This is a genomic window from Candidatus Nitrosopumilus sp. bin_32a, assembly GCF_054095935.1.
Genome location: NZ_JBSWSN010000004.1, coordinates 58622 through 76010 on the forward strand (window position 1 = coordinate 58622; position 17389 = coordinate 76010).

25 protein-coding genes are annotated in these 17389 nt (G+C 33.7%); 14 read left to right on the plus strand and 11 right to left on the minus strand.

From position 1 onward, the window contains the following. Nucleotides 1–3: 3 nt before the first annotated feature. Nucleotides 4–1035: a hypothetical protein gene (locus tag ACW9XH_RS04145; RefSeq protein ID WP_457759382.1), complete on the plus strand. Its 1032-nt coding sequence runs from the start codon at nt 4–6 to the stop codon at nt 1033–1035. A 78-nt stretch (nt 1036–1113) separates the two neighbouring features. Beyond that, a complete protein-coding gene (locus tag ACW9XH_RS04150) occupies nt 1114–2253 on the plus strand; it encodes a 3-hydroxyacyl-CoA dehydrogenase NAD-binding domain-containing protein (RefSeq protein WP_457759383.1) in 1140 nt (379 codons plus the stop codon). Here the strand turns inward: ACW9XH_RS04150 and ACW9XH_RS04155 are convergent. Beyond that, complete coding sequence (locus tag ACW9XH_RS04155) at nt 2243–2752, minus strand: TIGR00725 family protein (RefSeq protein ID WP_457759384.1); 510 nt, start codon at nt 2750–2752, stop codon at nt 2243–2245. The genes ACW9XH_RS04150 and ACW9XH_RS04155 overlap by 11 nt on opposite strands. A 77-nt stretch (nt 2753–2829) precedes the next feature. On the opposite strand from ACW9XH_RS04155, the gene ACW9XH_RS04160 reads away from it, so the two are divergent. From ACW9XH_RS04160 to ACW9XH_RS04170, 3 genes are all read left to right on the plus strand, one after another. Further along, nucleotides 2830–2952: a hypothetical protein gene (locus ACW9XH_RS04160; RefSeq protein ID WP_457759385.1), complete on the plus strand. Its 123-nt coding sequence runs from the start codon at nt 2830–2832 to the stop codon at nt 2950–2952. Between the two features lie 69 nt (nt 2953–3021). Next, nucleotides 3022–3432, plus strand: coding sequence for a hypothetical protein (locus ACW9XH_RS04165; RefSeq protein ID WP_457759386.1), 411 nt, complete (start codon nt 3022–3024; stop codon nt 3430–3432). Nucleotides 3433–3434: 2 nt separating this feature from the next. Then, on the plus strand, nt 3435–3632 hold the full coding sequence (locus ACW9XH_RS04170) for a C2H2-type zinc finger protein (RefSeq protein ID WP_457759387.1): 198 nt from the start codon (nt 3435–3437) through the stop codon (nt 3630–3632). On the opposite strand, the gene ACW9XH_RS04175 is transcribed toward ACW9XH_RS04170, so the two are convergent. From ACW9XH_RS04175 to tuf, 3 genes are read right to left on the minus strand one after another with little or no spacing between them, the layout of a single operon-like run. Next, nucleotides 3633–3836, minus strand: coding sequence for an RNA polymerase Rbp10 (locus ACW9XH_RS04175; RefSeq protein ID WP_457759388.1), 204 nt, complete (start codon nt 3834–3836; stop codon nt 3633–3635). Between the two features lie 29 nt (nt 3837–3865). After that, on the minus strand, nt 3866–4174 hold the full coding sequence (gene rpsJ / locus ACW9XH_RS04180) for a 30S ribosomal protein S10 (RefSeq protein ID WP_457759389.1): 309 nt from the start codon (nt 4172–4174) through the stop codon (nt 3866–3868). A 9-nt stretch (nt 4175–4183) separates the two neighbouring features. Continuing rightward, nucleotides 4184–5482, minus strand: a complete 1299-nt coding sequence (gene tuf, locus ACW9XH_RS04185; RefSeq protein WP_457759390.1) for a translation elongation factor EF-1 subunit alpha — start codon at nt 5480–5482, stop codon at nt 4184–4186. A 130-nt stretch (nt 5483–5612) separates the two neighbouring features. On the opposite strand from tuf, the gene fbp reads away from it, so the two are divergent. The 5 genes from fbp to endA all read left to right on the plus strand — a co-directional run bounded on the left by fbp (nt 5613) and on the right by endA (nt 10379). Beyond that, on the plus strand, nt 5613–6746 hold the full coding sequence (fbp, locus tag ACW9XH_RS04190) for a fructose-1,6-bisphosphate aldolase/phosphatase (protein WP_457759391.1): 1134 nt from the start codon (nt 5613–5615) through the stop codon (nt 6744–6746). Nucleotides 6747–6811: 65 nt separating this feature from the next. Beyond that, entirely contained in the window at nt 6812–7222 is a 411-nt protein-coding gene (locus tag ACW9XH_RS04195) for a hypothetical protein (protein WP_457759392.1), read from the plus strand. 36 nt (nt 7223–7258) lie between these two features. After that, nucleotides 7259–9025: an ATP-dependent DNA ligase gene (locus tag ACW9XH_RS04200; RefSeq protein WP_457759393.1), complete on the plus strand. Its 1767-nt coding sequence runs from the start codon at nt 7259–7261 to the stop codon at nt 9023–9025. Nucleotides 9026–9092: 67 nt separating this feature from the next. Next, entirely contained in the window at nt 9093–9746 is a 654-nt protein-coding gene (locus ACW9XH_RS04205) for a DUF47 domain-containing protein (RefSeq protein WP_457759394.1), read from the plus strand. 96 nt (nt 9747–9842) lie between these two features. Further along, nucleotides 9843–10379, plus strand: coding sequence for a tRNA-intron lyase (gene endA, locus ACW9XH_RS04210; RefSeq protein ID WP_457759395.1), 537 nt, complete (start codon nt 9843–9845; stop codon nt 10377–10379). Here the strand turns inward: endA and ACW9XH_RS04215 are convergent. Then, entirely contained in the window at nt 10376–10753 is a 378-nt protein-coding gene (locus ACW9XH_RS04215) for a hypothetical protein (RefSeq protein WP_457759396.1), read from the minus strand. The genes endA and ACW9XH_RS04215 overlap by 4 nt on opposite strands. Before the next feature lie 2 nt (nt 10754–10755). Next, nucleotides 10756–10992: a hypothetical protein gene (locus ACW9XH_RS04220; protein ID WP_457759397.1), complete on the minus strand. Its 237-nt coding sequence runs from the start codon at nt 10990–10992 to the stop codon at nt 10756–10758. A 100-nt stretch (nt 10993–11092) separates the two neighbouring features. Here ACW9XH_RS04220 and ACW9XH_RS04225 point away from each other — a divergent pair, with 100 nt between their 5' ends. Further along, on the plus strand, nt 11093–12862 hold the full coding sequence (locus tag ACW9XH_RS04225) for an SDR family NAD(P)-dependent oxidoreductase (RefSeq protein ID WP_457759398.1): 1770 nt from the start codon (nt 11093–11095) through the stop codon (nt 12860–12862). A 2-nt stretch (nt 12863–12864) separates the two neighbouring features. Next, on the plus strand, nt 12865–13317 hold the full coding sequence (locus ACW9XH_RS04230) for a hypothetical protein (RefSeq protein WP_457759399.1): 453 nt from the start codon (nt 12865–12867) through the stop codon (nt 13315–13317). A 9-nt stretch (nt 13318–13326) separates the two neighbouring features. On the opposite strand, the gene ACW9XH_RS04235 is transcribed toward ACW9XH_RS04230, so the two are convergent. The 4 genes from ACW9XH_RS04235 to ACW9XH_RS04250 form a co-directional block, all read right to left on the minus strand. After that, on the minus strand, nt 13327–13731 hold the full coding sequence (locus tag ACW9XH_RS04235; RefSeq protein WP_457759400.1) for a DUF6659 family protein: 405 nt from the start codon (nt 13729–13731) through the stop codon (nt 13327–13329). 310 nt (nt 13732–14041) lie between these two features. Continuing rightward, nucleotides 14042–14890, minus strand: a complete 849-nt coding sequence (locus ACW9XH_RS04240) for a CBS domain-containing protein (RefSeq protein ID WP_457759401.1) — start codon at nt 14888–14890, stop codon at nt 14042–14044. Nucleotides 14891–14985: 95 nt separating this feature from the next. After that, the gene (locus ACW9XH_RS04245; RefSeq protein WP_457759402.1) at nt 14986–15462 is read right to left on the minus strand and encodes a hypothetical protein; all 477 of its coding nucleotides are present in this window, start codon (nt 15460–15462) and stop codon (nt 14986–14988) included. A gap of 47 nt (nt 15463–15509) precedes the next feature. Next, nucleotides 15510–15938 (minus strand): hypothetical protein, encoded by a 429-nt coding sequence (locus ACW9XH_RS04250; protein ID WP_457759403.1) that lies wholly within the window; start codon nt 15936–15938, stop codon nt 15510–15512. Nucleotides 15939–16041: 103 nt separating this feature from the next. Here ACW9XH_RS04250 and ACW9XH_RS04255 point away from each other — a divergent pair, with 103 nt between their 5' ends. Both ACW9XH_RS04255 and ACW9XH_RS04260 read left to right on the plus strand, forming a co-directional pair. After that, nucleotides 16042–16296, plus strand: coding sequence for a hypothetical protein (locus ACW9XH_RS04255; protein WP_457759404.1), 255 nt, complete (start codon nt 16042–16044; stop codon nt 16294–16296). Nucleotides 16297–16436: 140 nt separating this feature from the next. Continuing rightward, nucleotides 16437–16907 carry a universal stress protein gene (locus ACW9XH_RS04260; RefSeq protein WP_457759405.1) on the plus strand — a complete coding sequence of 157 codons (471 nt, stop codon included), beginning with the start codon at nt 16437–16439 and terminating at the stop codon, nt 16905–16907. A 28-nt stretch (nt 16908–16935) separates the two neighbouring features. Here the strand turns inward: ACW9XH_RS04260 and ACW9XH_RS04265 are convergent, their stop codons facing one another. After that, the gene (locus tag ACW9XH_RS04265) at nt 16936–17301 is read right to left on the minus strand and encodes a DUF6659 family protein (protein WP_457759406.1); all 366 of its coding nucleotides are present in this window, start codon (nt 17299–17301) and stop codon (nt 16936–16938) included. Between the last annotated feature and the right edge of the window lie 88 nt (nt 17302–17389).

The following is a 17389-nucleotide window of genomic DNA, read 5'->3' on the forward strand; positions in this document are numbered from 1 at the left end:
CGAATGAAAAAGAACTACATTATTTTAGGAATAGGGATATCAGTAGTAGGATTCATTATTCTTGGAATGATATTAAATCTCACTCAACAACAAGACTTGACAAAATATAACGATCTGTCACCATATTATCTTTCAAAAATATTAGAAGCTGAGCAAGAATGTAAAAAAGAACTTAATTGTGAAAATAAAATCAAACAAATGATTGAAGATTTTAGAAAAGAACCTTCCAATAGACTTAATCTTGCAATACAAGAAGCGCAAACTGAATTTTTAAAAATTAAAAATTCAAATGAAGTTTATTTGTACCCTCCAGATAAATTTAATCTATTTCATGTTTATGTATACTACAAACAATTTAAAATGGATTCAGACGGGAGTGGAACTCCCGAAATATTAAATTTTATTTTTAAAAAAGAATTCTTCAAAACATATGAAGAAATAGGGTTATTTGACAATTCCCAAAATACAATAGTCATAGAACCTACATTTACTGCCAATGCTTACAAAGTTCCTGGATTTTATAATTATTATGATGGTTCATGTAATGAAAAATGTCTGACAATTTCAATTCAGAACAGAACGTCCGGATTTACATCAAGTAACAATGGAATAAAAATATTGGAGTTATTACAATATAAAATAATAACAGATATTGATGTAGACAAAAACCCATACATTCTAAAACAATATGATAAAGTTATCGTATTGCACAACGAATATGTTACAAAGAATGAGTTTGATGCAATTACAAGTCATCCTAATGTAGTGTATCTTTATCCAAATGCATTGTATGCAGAAATAGTTACAGATTATGAAAAAAATACAATGACATTAAAAAAAGGACATAATTATCCAGATCCAAGCATTAGAAATGGATTTGATTGGGAGTACGATAATTCTCCAATGGAATATGATCAGGACTGTTTGGATTGGGAGTTTCACAAAATAAAAAATGGATGGATGTTAAATTGCTACCCAGAAGATACACTAATGATAAACAATGAGGAATTTTTAAAACAGTTAAAGGGATTTTAAAATATCATCTAGTTTGAACCGTAAAGAATCATGGATTCTTCAAATACATTATAAAGGATACTCGATTTTTGTTAAATTATGACAGTAAAAAACATCACAGTTTTAGGGTCAGGAGTAATGGGTCATGGAATTGCTCAAGTTTCAGCGACTGCAGGATATAATGTGGTATTACGAGACATCAAACAAGAATTTTTAGATAAAGCCATGGAGAAAATAAAATGGAGTTTAGATAAATTAGTTTCAAAAGAAAAAATAAGTAAAGAAGAAGGAGATGCGATTTTTGCAAGAATAACTCCAATTGTAGATTTGGGGGAAGCAGTAAAAAATGCTGAATTAGTTATAGAAGTAGTTCCAGAAATTATGGAGTTAAAGAAAACGGTATACGCAGAATTAGATAAAGTTGCAGGACCGGAAGTGATTTTTGCATCAAATACTAGCACATTGCCAATTACAGAAATTGCAAACACAACATCACGCCCTGAAAAATTTATAGGAATTCATTTTTTCAACCCACCACAACTAATGAGACTAGTAGAAATTATTCCAGGTGAAAAAACATCCCAAGAGGTTACTGATTTAACTAAAGAATATGTAAAATCAGTTAACAAACAAGCTGTATTGTGTAGAAAGGATGTTCCAGGATTTATAATTAATAGGTTATTCATTCCAATGGTTCACGAGGCATGTTTTGTAAAAGACCGAACAGGTGCAACGCTTGAAGAGATTGATTCAGCTGTGAAATTCAAACTAGGATTTCCAATGGGCATATTCGAATTGGCAGATTTTACCGGAATGGACGTAATTCACAAAGCAACAGTAGAGATGCATTTACGGGACAAAAAAGTAATCAATCCACATCCACTTGTTGAGAAAATGTTTGATGATAAAAAACTAGGGCAAAAATCAGGTGAAGGGTATTACAAATATTCTGACGACAAGTACGAACGTGTTGCACTTTCAGAAGAATTGGCTGAGAAATGCAATCCAATTCAACTTGTTGCAAATATTTTAAACAATGCAGCATGGCTTGTTACAAATGGAGCAAGCGATATCGAAGAGATTGAAAAAGCGGCCCAGCTAGGATTAGGTCTTAAAAAACCGTTATTTGAAACCGCAAAAGAGATTGGGATTAAAAAAATTGTAGATGAGCTGAACAAACTTGCTGATGAATATGGAGAATTTTACAGACCAGATCCTTTGTTAATATCTATGCAATAATTAATTCCAAAATTTTCTTAACAGCATCTTGAGCATTATCCACACCTATAATTTTCACATTTTTTCTATGATCAATGTATCCATCAATATATTGAGACACAGGACCGTTCAGATTTCTAATTGCCACCATGGGTTTTTTGTTCATATATGCTGCGCAAACCTCAGACAAAGTTCCAGAAGCACCACCCACTATAATTACACCATCAGCACTTAGTGCATTGAGAAAATCACGAGTCAATCCCATACCTGTAGGTATCACAATGTCACAAAACTCATTGGCCTCAGAAGCATCAGCCTGAGGGATAATTCCTACAGTCAATCCATTTGCATCCTTTGCACCATGAGAAGCTGCAGCCATCACACCGCCCAAGCCACCAGTAATTAGAACAGAGTCAGATTTTGCAATTTCAACTCCAACATCATATGCAACTTTTTCATGTTCTGGAGTGCATCCATTAGTATTATGCCCAATAACCAAAATCTGTCGTTTCTTTGCCACAATCTAGACAGATAAGAAATGGTTTCAAATATCTTTCTGAGAGAAAAAGATATTAGTAAAAAATTGGAACAACTAGTATGGAAAATCGTTCAATGCCAGTATGTTTTACTGAAAAACAGTACAAAATGATCGAAGAATTTGCCAAGAGAAATGGTATGCTAAATGCAAGTCAGGCTCTTGAAAAAATCTTAAGCGAATAAACATTTTTTGTTATTTTTATTTTGTTTACATTTATAGAATATATCATATCATGAGGATCATCAGAGAAAATGGGATTATTTAATAAAAAACCATCATTTTGCAGTGTTTGTGATAAAGAACTCACTCACAAACACAAACCAAAAAGAGAATGGGACATCAAAGGGCCACTATGTGGAGATTGTCATTTTGATAAATCAAAAGAATACTATGAAGGCAAAGTCAGACAACCTTGTGTTGTATGTGGAGTAACACAAAAAATTACAGATTTGTGGGAACCAAGATGGCAATGGGACATGGAAGGGCTGTTATGTAAAAAATGCTTTGATAGCAAAGAAGAAGATCACGGCAAGAAAAAGAATTTTTGTTCATTGTGCGGAGGAAAGATGGGGCTAATCAGATATAATCCAAAGAGCAATTGGGGAATAGAAGGTCAACTCTGTAGAAAATGCTGGGATGAAAAAAAGTCAGAGTTTGGATAAAATTGAGATTCTTTAAAAAAATAAAATGCGAAGTTTGTGATAAGAAATTTTCAAAAGAAGAAGAAGTAATGAATCACAAACAAATAATTCATGGTAAAGATTTAGAGTACGATTGTAAAGAATGTAACAAATATTTTTCAAATATGGAAGATATGAGAACTCATTTACAGAAAGAACACAGTTACAAGAAAGACAGATAACTAAATTGCCTTTACTGTTTTAACTACTTGTGGTCTATCTTTAGTAAATACTCTGAATCCACAAATGCATTTAATTTCAGGTAACCTAGACAATTCAGAATTTAAAACACTGGTACCGCATCTTAAACAAGAATAGCTCACATCAAAAGTTTCAACAGGAGTTTCTTCTAATTCATCAATTTCTTCTTCAACCATATTTATCATCAAAATTTCTATAATTTAAGGATACCAGATTATGTCAGAGACAATTCAATGTAAACGTCATCAGGTATTTTTAGTCTCATTAGTTGTCGAATTGCTTTATCATCAGCATTGATATTGATAATTCTTCTATGCATTTTCATTTCCCATTTTTCATAGGTTTCGGTCCCACTACCACATGGAGATTTTCTAGTGGCAACATGTAATCTTTTAACAGGGAGTGGAGTCGGACCTTTAACTTTAACACCGGTTTTTTTACCAATGCCCATTATCTCACCACATACAGTGTCTAATTTAGGTAGACTGGTAGAAGTGAGTTTAACACGGGCGGTTTGTGTCATAAAATTCGCCTATGGTTTGTACTCTTCAGTAATCTCTTTTACAATTCCTGCTGCGATAGTTGCACCCATATCTCTAAGGGCGAATCTACCCATTTCAGGGAAGTCTGCGAAAGTTTCGATACATGTTGGTCTCACCGGTCTGATTTTTACAATTGCAGAATCTCCAACTTTAAGGAATTTTGGATTTTCTTCTTCAACTGCACCAGATGCAGGGTTGATCTTTTGTAGGAACTCAGTAACAGTTGCTGCAACTTGTGTGGTGTGTGCGTGCATTACTGGTGTATAACCAGGAGCAATTGCTGTTGGGTGGTGAATAACAATGATTTGGGCTTTGAATTCTTTTGCAACCATTGGTGGTGCATCAGGAGTACCAAGAACATCTCCTCTCTTGATATCTTTCTTTTCAATACCTCTAAGGTTGAAACCAATGTTGTCACCTGCTTCTGCAGTTGGCATTTCAGTATGGTGTGTTTCAATAGATTTGATTTCACCGAGTGCACCTGAAGGCATTACAATGATTTTTTGACCTGCTTTCATGATACCGGTTTCAACTCTACCTACTGGCACAGTACCTACACCTGTAATAGTGTAGACATCTTGAATTGGAACACGTAGTGGTTTACCTACAGGTTTCTCAATAACTGTAAAGTCATCAAATGCTTCAAGCAATGTTTTACCTTTGTACCAAGCCATATTCTCAGATCTTTTGACCAAGTTATCGCCTTTCCATCCAGAAACTGGAATGACAGGTACATTTTCTAATTTGTAACCTACAGATTTTGCTAAACCTTCACCTTTTGCTTTGGCTGCATTGAATGCTTCTTCTTTGTATTCTACTGCATCCATTTTGTTGATTGCAATAATTAGTTGGCCTACACCGAGTGTTTTGAGCAAGAATGCATGTTCTCTTGCTTGTCCACCTGCAGCAATTGCAGTATCGGTTTCACCTTCTTTTGCTGAAAGTACTAGAATGGCGGCATCTGCTTCAGAAGCACCAGTAATCATGTTTTTAATAAAGTCCCTGTGACCAGGAGCGTCAATCAAAGTAAAGAAGTACTTTGGTGACTCAAACTTTTGGAAAGCTAGATCGATTGTAATACCTCTCTCTCTTTCATCTTTAATGTTATCCATAACCCATGCATACTTGAAAGTATCACCTTTTCCGGTCTTTTCGGATTCTGCACCATGAGCTGCAATAGTTCTTTCATCTACAACTCCAAGATCCATCAAAAAATGACCCATAGTAGTTGATTTTCCATTATCAATATGTCCTGTAACAATCAGGTTCAAGTGGGGTTTATCTGCCATATGGATTGCCTAACTGAGGGCATTTATTACTGTTATGAATTTTTGAAAAAAAAATAAAAAATCTTCAATTAATTATAGATCATAATACTTTGCTAAAAGCACATAAATCAAAGGAATAAAAATTAGATGTATGAAAATTACAGTTTCAGTTATCAAAGCAGATGTCGGCGGAATTGGCGGACATACAAAACCTAGTGACGGCCTAATCAAAGCAATTAGAGATACCGTTGAAAATTCTGGAGATTTACTTATTGATCACTACATAGGATATTGTGGAGATGATACACATATCGTAATGACTCATACACATGGAGTGGATAATGAAAAAGTCCACAAACTAGCATGGGATGCATTCATGGCAGGAACCAAAGTAGCAAAAGAAGAAGGGTTGTATGGTGCAGGTCAAGATTTGTTAAAAGATTCTTTTTCAGGAAATGTAAAAGGAATGGGTCCAGGAGTTGCAGAATTGGAATTCGAAGAAAGACCAAATGAAGCATTCACTATTTTTGCTGCAGATAAAACAGAGCCAGGCGCATTCAATTATCCAATATACAGAATGTTTGTAGACACATTAAGCAACACAGCATTGATTGTAAACAAAAGTCTTGCAAGCGGAGTAGTAATGAATATCATGGATGTTGAAAAAGCACAAATTGCAAAATTGCATTTATGGGAAGACAAACCAACTATTGAAGCTGCATTAATGTATCCAGGGAGATACGTTGTAGATTCAGTTTACACTAAAGAAGGAGAACCTATTTTGGATGCATCTACAGATAGACTACACAACATTGCAGGAACATATGTTGGAAAAGACGATCCAATCATGTTAGTAAGAACACAAAAGAATTTTCCAGCAACAGAAGAAGTAGGAAGTACGTTTAACAACCCACACTATGTTGCAGGCAATACAAGAGGTAGTCACAACATGCCATTAATGCCAGTGAAATTAAATTCAGCAGCATCAATCAACTTTTGCATTCCCATCGTAGAATCACTAGTGTTCAGCATGCATAATGGTAAGTTAGTAGGACCATTTGATGGATTCTCAACACCAGATTGGGATTACATTAGAGAAATTGCAACAAAGAAAGCTATTGCAATTAGAAGTCAAGGATTCATCCACCCAGCAACACTGGTACCATCAGAACTAGAATATGCTGAAGGATATAGAGCAAGAATGGATGTTCTCGAAACCAAGATGAAACCAATGGAAAAAATATCATCAGGCGAAAAGAAAGAGAATTACGAAGATCCAGATTAGCAAGGTTAGATCTTGCCAATCATAGGAAATAGTTAAATCAAAAAAGACCTTATTCACTATAGAACATGAATGCTTTTCAAAAGGTGTTTGATTGGAAAACGTATATTTTCACAGCATTGGCAGTCATATCTTTTTCAAGTTTTGTAGCAGTATTATTTGGACAAACCATTCCAGGAATCATTTTAGCATTTTTTAAAATTGCAGGAGAATACATGGTATTAGGAGCAGTGTGCATTTTTGCATTTGCATGGCTACTCAAAGCAAAACCACACAATCGTCCAAAAGAATACACAGTTGTGCCATTTGATGTGTATGGTAAGAAAAGCAAGATTGACGGAATTAGAACAGATTTTAAAACACATGATGTCGCATGGAGTTTTATGAAGCAATACAAAGAATCATACCCATTTTACAACTTTGCATTGATTTCAGATCTTCCAAAGTCAGATAAACCAACAATCTTCAGATACATCTAATTCAGACTTTTATTCAAGATTACATAGAGAAGTGAAATGGAGTTTTCTAGTTTAGCTGAATCTTTTAACAAAATGGAATCTACCAGAAAAAGATTAGAATTAACACAATTTTTAGTAGAATTATTTGAGAAGACCCCTCATGATGTGATTTCAAAAATTGTATATCTTATTCAAGGAAAATTAAGACCAGATTTTGAAGGAATTGAATTAGGAGTTGCCGAAAAACTCGCAATAAGAGCAATTTCAAAATCATCAGGCATCCCAATTAAAAAAATTGAAGATGAGTACAGAAAAGGAGGGGATCTAGGTCATGCATCTTCTATAATTTTAGAGCAAAAAACCCAAACAACATTTCTTGTTGAAGACATAACAGTTGAAAGAGTGTACGATACATTATTCAAAATTGCAAAACTAGGAGGATCTAGATCTCAAGACATGAAAATGAAATACATTTCAAGTTTACTAAACGATGCAACTCCATTAGAGGCAAGTTATATTTTGAAAATTTTGCTAGGAACTCTAAGACTAGGAATTGCAGAAAATACAGTTATGGATGCTTTAGCAATAGCATTTACAGGAGATAAAGAAAATAGAAAAAAATTACAATACGCATACAATGTATCTAGCGATTTAGGAAAAGTTTCAGAAATAATTGCAACAAAAGGCATAGAAGGGATTGAAAAATTTGAAATCAGTTTGTTCAACCCAATTAGACCAATGTTAGCTGATAGAGTAAAAAGTGAATCTGAAGCAATGGAAAAAATGGGAAATGAATTTGCAGCTGAATACAAACTAGATGGAGAAAGAGTACAACTTCACATAGAAGGAGACAAAGTGGCATTGTTTTCTAGGAGTTTGGAAAATATTGAAAGTTATTATCCAGACATTGTAGAAAAAATTCCTAAAAATATTCAAGCAGACAACATCATATTAGAAGCTGAAGCAGTAGCAATAAATGAAAACACAGGGGAGTTTTTGCCGTTTCAAGAATTAATGCACAGAAGAAGAAAATACAAAATAGAAAAAGCAGTTACAGAATATCCAATCACAGTAAATTTTTTTGATATACTGTACTGCAATGGAAAAAGTTGCATGGAATTAAGTTACAAGGACAGAAGAGAGAAACTAGAAAAACATGTGAAAGAAGATGAATTTGCAAAATACATTCCAATGACTCTAGTAAAAAATGAAAATGAAATTGAAGACTTTATGGAAAATAGCATCAATGCGGGCAGTGAAGGATTAATGTTAAAAATGTTAGACAAACCATATCAAGCAGGATCCAGAGGAAGTCATTGGTTAAAACTAAAAAGAGAATACAGAAATGAGTTAGGAGATAGTTTAGATCTTGTAGTAATAGGAGGATATTTTGGCAAAGGGCGAAGAACAGGAAATTATGGAACACTGCTCTTAGCAACTTATGATGAAGATGAAGACACGTTTCCAAGTATTTGTAAAGTGGGAACAGGGTTTTCAGATGAATCCTTAGACCAACTATACCAAATACTACATCCCAAAGTTACAATTAAAAAAAATCCACGCATCATAAGTGAAATGGAAGCAGACGTATGGTTCGAACCAGAACTAGTAATCGAAGTAGTGGCATCTGAAATTACTCTTAGTCCAATTCACAAAGCTGCAATGGATGTAATTAGAAAAGATGCAGGATTGGCTTTGAGATTCCCCAAATTTACTGGAAAAATAAGAGTTGAAAAAGCAGTAGAAGATGCATCAACTAATGAAGAGGTCCTCACACTATACAAAGGACAGAAAAAAGTGGCACATGACAAAAATTTAATGTGATTTGCGCTCAAAAAATATCTAAAATCATAGAGGATTTAAATTACCACGAGGTTTTTTCATTTATGTTATGTATAGCGGAGAGCTTGAAGTTCAAGCAAAAAGAAAGGCTATAGCAGTTTTACAAGACGAAATCAACAGAATTCTAAATGCATCCAGAGAACTTGCAACACTTCCTGAATTAATGATGAAGAAAGACAAAGCAGGAATCAAAAACACACTAGAACAAATTTCAACAATTGAAGAAGAAGTTGAAAACTTGAGAAGAAAGATCACACGTGAAGTTGCCGATGTCGGAGGATTAATCATGAATAGAGAAAATCTTTTGAACACAGCATACACAATGGATGAGATTGCAGGTTACATCACAGGCATTTCATTCAAGCTATCAAACGTAAAAATCACGACATTAAAAAGTGCAAAACTGGATACAGACATTACAAAACTGATTGAATTAGTAGTAGACGAAGTTTACAAACTAAATGAGATCATCAGAAGTCTTAACACAAACACTGCTAATGCCATTGAATTGGCACAGGAAACACAAACAATTGAAAGAGAAATTGACATAAAATACAGACAAGCAACAATGAAACTCTTAACATCAGTTACAGATACAAAAGAATTGTTGTTAATCAAAGATGTCATTGAGGGGATTGAAGAAATGTCAGACAAGTGTCAAAGAGTTTCAGATTCTTTCATATTGTTAGCACTGAGCCTATAACCAATCAAAATCCTTACCACTTTTACTTTATTTTTAATTTAAAACAACATCACATTTTACTATAGAATTCATATACAGATAAGAGATTACAAATTTATGAAAAGTGAGCTAATTGAAAATAGAATCATAGTATGGGATATTGAAGATTCAAAGAAGCTTTTCAGTCAAGGATATTATGGAAAACCAATAGGAATTCCGAAACCAGTAATTGAAGAAATAGACGCACCGTTAATTTTAGATTTGATTGAAGGATTATACCTACTAGAAAATAAAAAAATCACAATAACAAAATCCAAACAAAAAATTACTTCAGAACAATTAATTGAAATTTGTAAAAAAGAAGTTTTTGAATTTGATAAGAAATATCTAGTATACAAAAACTTTAGAGATAAAGGGTACATCATTAATCCTGGAATTAAATTTGGATGCGACTTTGCAGTGTATGAAAAAGGTCCAGGCATAGATCATGCACCATTTTTGATTCAAGTGTACACTAGAAGTGAATCAATTTCATCCACAGGAATTGTGTTAGCCGGAAGACTGGCAACTACAGTTAGAAAACAATTCATCTTGGCAATTCCAAAAGGCAAAGACAAAGTTGATTTCTTGGCGCTAGATTGGTGGAAAGCTTAGACAGATTTTATGTGGCCAGCTATTCTATCATAAATTTCAAAAAGATCTTTGGTAATTCCAAAAGCAATGTGATTATCCCATTTGCCTCTAATTCGTACTGCCACTTCAGTAGGCTCCACATAGATAGTGGCATCTTTAACAGATTGTTTTGCTATCATTTCATTAAGTTCGTTATCAGAGTTTAATTTTGATGCCAAACTACCTGCACCATCCCACTCCACTTTGACCACAGTTTTTGATGCAAAATGACCCTTTGTAGTTAGTCTAGTTTTTGCCACATAATTACCAAAACTAGAACCAGAATTTTTTCTTACTATGAATTGAGCTTGAAACCTATCTAATGCGCCCCATGGAAGTGGATTTGGATCTTGCATGATCATCCCTTTTGAATTATTTGTATTGCGTCAATATTTGAATTCTTAACATCAATACATCCCTTGTTAGTTACCATTCTAGGTGTTTGAGCAAAGTATCTACTATAGTAATCATCATTTTCAATTTCATCAGTTCCAATTTCTTTAGCTTCTGAATCCACACCGATCTCTTTTAACATATTAGAAAATTTTTCAGGCCATGATTGATAGACAAATGTGTCTGACTCTGTATCATGCATCAAAAATCATGAATCATACCCACAAATAAAGATATCAAGAAAATGTTGAAGGCAGGGATCAATCAAAATAAATATCACAGAAGATTGGAGACGTTATCTAATGTTAAAATTCCAAAATAAAATAGCCCTAGTTACAGGAAGTGGCACTGGAATAGGCAAAGCCATCGCTACAAAATTCATCGAAGAAGGAGCTAGTGTTATAATTCTTGGAAGAAGAAAAGAGCCATTAGAAGAAGCAGCAAAAGAACTTGAAGGAAAAATACCCCAAGGCACAAATGCTTCAGTTAGAATTTTTGCAGGAGTAGATGTTGCAGATGAGACAGCAATGAACAACATGTTTGATACACTAAAAAATGAAAATGCCACAATAGATTATGTAATTAATAATGCAGGAGTTTCAGGACCGGTCACCTGTTTTGCAAATGCATCACTTGATGAATTCAAAAGTACGATTGGAATTCATTTAACAGGTACATTTTGGGGCTCTGTTCAAGCACTAAAAGTAATGAAAGAGGGAGGAAAAATCATCACCATATCCACATTCTTCACAGAAGAAAAACCATTAGAACAAAGACCTTACAGATTCAGAAGCCCATATACGGCAGCACAGGGGGCAAAAAACAGATTGGCAGAATTAATGTCATGGGAATTAACAGATAAAGGAATCATATCTATTGCAACAAATCCCGGACCAGTTCATTCAGATAGAATTTACAAAACAGTATATCCAAAAGCTGCAGCAGAGTTTATGCGCGTGAGTGGATTTGAAGATTTAATTCCAACTGAAGTAGACGAAGCAAATAAAGAACTGCTTCCATTATTAGGGGAAGATGAAAATACAGTTAAAGAAGGAATTGCATCTGCTGCAACAAAACTTGCAAATGGAAAAGATGTTTCAAAACTTACAGAGACATTTGCCAACCTATTAAATAAAATTCAAACTATTGCAGAAAAAGTTCAAAACAACACATCACATATGATTGCAAACAAAGAATTTCTATCACAAGACCAAGTTGCCGAGACTGTTCTCAATCTATGTGATGATGAAATTGCAAAAATAATTAACGGTAAAGTAATTCCAGGAGACAGAGTATTCTATCCAGTTAAACCACACATTGGAACTAGTACCCCAGGAGTTCACCAACCAGACTTTACAGGAAAAGCAGTTGTTTTCACAATTGATGCTACTGACAAAGCAGATGCAGAAAGAGTCGAATTTTTGGCACAACATGTTGAGAAGAACGGAGGGAAAGTTGCTTGTTTCATATCACAAACAACATCATACGAACTACAAGAATACATCAGCAGTAAATTCCATTCACATGTAGTAGACATAAAGAATCCAGAAGAGGTTGCAAGGTGGCTAAACACCGCAAAAACCAACATTGGTGAAATTTTAGGCGTTATTCACGTTACTGGAAAACTACCAGACATGCCAAAATTAACAGAAGTCTCAAGATCCGTATGGGAAGCATTAACTGATAAGTTCATTTCAACTCCAGCAACTGTTGCACAAAGAGCACTAGAACAATTTGTTCCAGGCGGAAGTAAAGATCCTAGACTATACAAAGATGCCAAAGGTGCAATTATGATTATTGGTCCAGATTTACCAATAGGAAGAAAAGTAACAGGCATCCAAAGAGCACAGGTAGAAGTTTTCAGAGGAGCACTAAGACCATTTACAACTACTGTCAATCAAGAATTAAGTGATGTTCTAAATTCAAAGATCAGAATGTTTACAATTTTCCCAGGAACAGTGACAGGTTCAGAACCAAACAATCAAAAAATTGCAGATGCATTTAATTTCCTAGTATCAGAAAATGCAGCATCATCAGCAGAAATTGTATTTTGTGTTGATGAATCAAGGTAAGAATGAAAAAATTTTCAGAGTTTAGAGTAAACGATACATTTCATTCCACATGCAGTATTTCAGATAAAGAACTAGAAGAATATCTAAAATTCTCCAGAGTCAGAAATGCATTCTTGGAGGACAAAGGAAAAGGAAAACAAAAGATAGTTTCAGGAAGAGCAATCCTATCAAGGATGGAGGGGGAATTTACAAGACTGAGCCAAATTTATGGAAATGATATAATTTTTCTTGGAACTGATGGTGATGCAGAATGGGAAAACAGAAACACAAGATTTCTCAAGCCATTATACACAGATCAAGTGTTAAAATTGAAATTCACAATTTCAGAAATAAAAGATCTTGATGAGGAATTTGGAAAAATTTTTGTAGATTATGAAGGAGCATCTCAAGATGAAGGAATTATCGTAATATCGAAGAAGAATATTTACAGAATTAAAAAAGAACCGCCCAGATAAAATTTAAGATCAATCTTCCAATTCCTCATCATTGTCCCCCCACTGCCTATCAAGATGAGAAAGGATTCTAAATGCAAATCTGTCTATATTGATGTGTGGTTCTGCAAGAATCATCACCACATTATTAAAAATTGGAAAACTCATAATCACGGCACGATCTCTTCGAGATGCAGAATATTTTACATTGCCCAATTCAGAATTAAATTTTTTTCTTTTCGTAACTCTTGATGCTAATTCAGTACAAATAGTCTGATGTTGTTCATCAGTTAATCTAGAACAAGTTCCTTGTTTGTATCCCCCAGCTAAAAGAGTTCCAAATCCATCTAACAGCCCAGCAAAAAGGATTTCAGGATCCTCCAAGATCTTTGTACATTTATCAGCATATTCATCAAGGTCAAGGTTTTCTTTATTCATCATATTCACTCTTCAAGGTCATAATTATGATAAAAATTTATCATAAATAGTAATGAAATCGAACTTCTTAAAAAAGTTGATTTATGTAAATACTATTTGCAAATGCTGTAACAATTGAAGACCAGAGGTCATATCGGTTCATTTTTACTTTATTTCTCTTTGGGTTCATTACTTTGTTGTAGGCAATTATTTGAAATTGTCATACTGTTTATGAGTCATGTAGCAGATGTGCAATGCAAATTCATCTACAAATTTGAACATTACTTTGAAAATCATAAAATTTTTAAAAAAATCCAAATACAGATTTAAATTATTTTAAAAATGCCACAGCCTTTACAATGTCAGTCTTACTGATAATCCCAACAATGTTACCATGTCTAGATAAAACTCCGGCCCCGTTGATATTTTTATCTAAAAGCATTTTTCCTGTTTTTGCCAAATCATCATCGTAATTTACAGAAACAATGTCTTTGCTCATGATATCATCAGCCTTGACACTTCCACCAAATCCAGATTCTGAAATGAATCCTTTTCTTGGAAATATTACAGAAATTACTGGATCCGTATTATCAAGTACATCTTCATAATTTCCTTGTTTAAGTGCCAGTTCAAATAAATCCCTAAACGTGATAATCCCAACAGGAATTTCTTCACGATCTCGAAGTATCACTCGAGATATTTTTTCATCAATCATTTTTAAAACTACTTTGTATAGAGGAGTGTCAGAATATTGCCAGGCATAGTAAGGAGACATGTATTCGCCAACTATTCTTTCATCAGGATGTGTTTTAGTGAAATATCTCACAAGATCAGTTTTTGTTAAAATTCCAACAACGTCATCGCCAGATTTTACTACCAACGAACCAATTGATTTTGTTAGCATTGTTTCAGCACACTCTACAAGACTAGTATGTTCATCAACAGAAATTATTTTTTTAACAATAGTAGACAATGGAATCTCATCCAATTTTCTTTCAGTATCATTAGTTAGGAGAAAAACCCCCAAATCTTTTTCAGTCACAATACCAGTGATTTTACCATTCTCAGTAACTAAAATTCTGCTCTTTTTTTCATCAATTATTTTTTTTAAAACATCAGCAAGATTGGATTCATATTTTATTGTTCTTGGCGTATTTTTGTAATCAAGTGCATGTTTCATAATTTTACAAATTCAGCAGGCTATAAAAAATACAAGGCAATTGCCACAAATGAAAATATCCTCAAAATTAGAAAAATATCAGATATTAAAAATAATTAAATCAAATCACGCCAAATACCAGTAAATTCATCACTGGCAACTACAGTTACCACTTCCACAAAGCCTAGATGTTCAAGATTTTCTCGTTTGTCATAATATTTGTAAAGACCTTCATGTGTAGGATAAATTGTAAGTGTTTCTTGCATTCCAGGACCCAACAAATCTGTTTGAACATTTAATCCTTCAATGTATAATCTGTGATGGGTATTGCCATTATTAATTACAGTCAAAACATATGCAAAAGAGGTCCTAGTTATCAGATGGGGGTTGGGATCACCATCAACTCCAACTAAACCCTGAAGGCGGACTTGCCCATCTACATCTTCAAAAGCAACAGTTTGCTCAACTCGCTCTTGCCAGAAAATTGAAACATGTCTTACATTTCCTTGGCCGATAAATCCAATCATGGCAGCTAAAGAAACAACTCCTATCAAAAGTGCAACAATTATCAGGGTTGTATCTTTTGAAACCATATCATTTTACACATGGAAAAATAGAATGAATGTTGAACATGAAAAGATCAATCTTCAATTACATGTTGGGTTAAAACCACAATGCATTCATTCAGTATTTCATTATCTGAAATAGCCTCAGTCTCTTTAAAGTTAAATTCTTGATTTAGTTGCTGGTCATACTCTACCAAGTCATTTCGGTATGTATTGCATGCAGAATGTAATAATCTCCAGTAATAGTATCCCTTGTTCATTTCAGTTTTAATTTGTTCTTTTTCTTGTTGAAGTATTCCAGAAAGATGTTCATAATCAGCCTTATAATTATCAAACTTTTCTCGTACAATTAATGGCAATTCTTGATACCAATCCCTACCTTCAGTTGTTTTTTCAACACCTTGAATTTTTTGCATCTGGTATGAAACTGAATCTTTTAAAACATCTAAAACATCGATTGTTTCAAGCAATGCCATAAGTTCTGGATGTATCACAAATCGCATAAAATGTTCATCGTATTAATTCTTTAATTGTGATTTTCAAAGATGATTTACAAAAAATGATTTTAAAGCATTGTTCTATATAGGGCAGAGCGAGATTGCAAGCATGATACAAGGGGCTCCAAAATTTGTAATGGTTGCATTTTTTGCATTGGGAGTATTACTAGTGGGATTTTCACTGTGGGCACTGTATCTAACTGACATTCCACAAGAACAATTTCAAGAAGATCCTAGATTTGAAGAAGAATACATAAAATATTATGAATGGTTGACATTGTTTGGAAGTGTACTCATAGTAATCGGGTGGGTTTTAGCATTCCTAGGACGTAAACAGAAAAATCAAGGCTCTAAATTAGATTAATTCTAAATAAAAACAGAGTCAATTGCACATTCTAAAAACAAGTACAGATACATCATTAAAAAAGTACTTGAAATATTTATTCCATATTAGCATTAAGAATCGCCCCTTATCTTAAATAACTGAGATAGCATTTTTAGATTATGTATAATACAATCCTTGTCCCTCATGCAGGAACTGATGCCGGAGACAAGGCATTAAAACATGCAATTTATGCAGCAAAAAACACATCTAAAATAATTATTTTACACATAGTTGAAACTCTCTCATATCCACCAACATATGCATTAGCCACATCTGAACGACACAGTCTGATAAAAGCAGTAGATGAGGCAAATGAAGAAATGAAACAGGACATGGAGAGAGAAATGGAAAAATACTCTCAACAATGTAAAGAAAACAATATTGATTCTGAAATCAAGGTGGAAATTGGAGATGCAGCTGAAATAATCTTAAATGTTGTTGAAAAAGAAAACGTCGATCTAATCGTAATGGCAAAGAGGAGAAAACTCAAAGGACTCAAAAGTCTCCTAACACTTGGAAGTGTTTCAAGAAAGATTATTGAAAATACATCTTGTCCTGTTTTAATGATGGATGCAGAAAATAACTCTTAAACTCCAACACACTTTAAAGATAAATTTGTTATTTGACCATTTGGAATAAATCTAAAATTTTTCTTGCTGTCTTGTCAATATCCACATTTGGTTCTGCAGCAATAAAAAGAATATTTTTTTCAAAAGGCATAGTCATAGTTACAACATTTTTTCTTCTAGCTGCCGCATATTCTACTGGACCAAGATTATCATCAAAGTCTTGACGGGTTCTGATTCGCAAAACAGCCTCAACAAACATCTTTTTTCGTTCATACTCATCTTTTAATGGAGATATTCCTGGCTTGAAATCTCCAACAATCAGATTTCCCATATAATCTAAAAATCCTGCAAATCTTATTTCAGGAAATTCCAATATTGAATTACATTTTTGTTGATCTGTGTTGTTTTCAGTCATATCAGGTTAGAAATCTTATTTATAATTAAAAGGCATTGACATTCTCACAGTTGATTTTTAGAATCAATTCCCAACACATTGAATCATT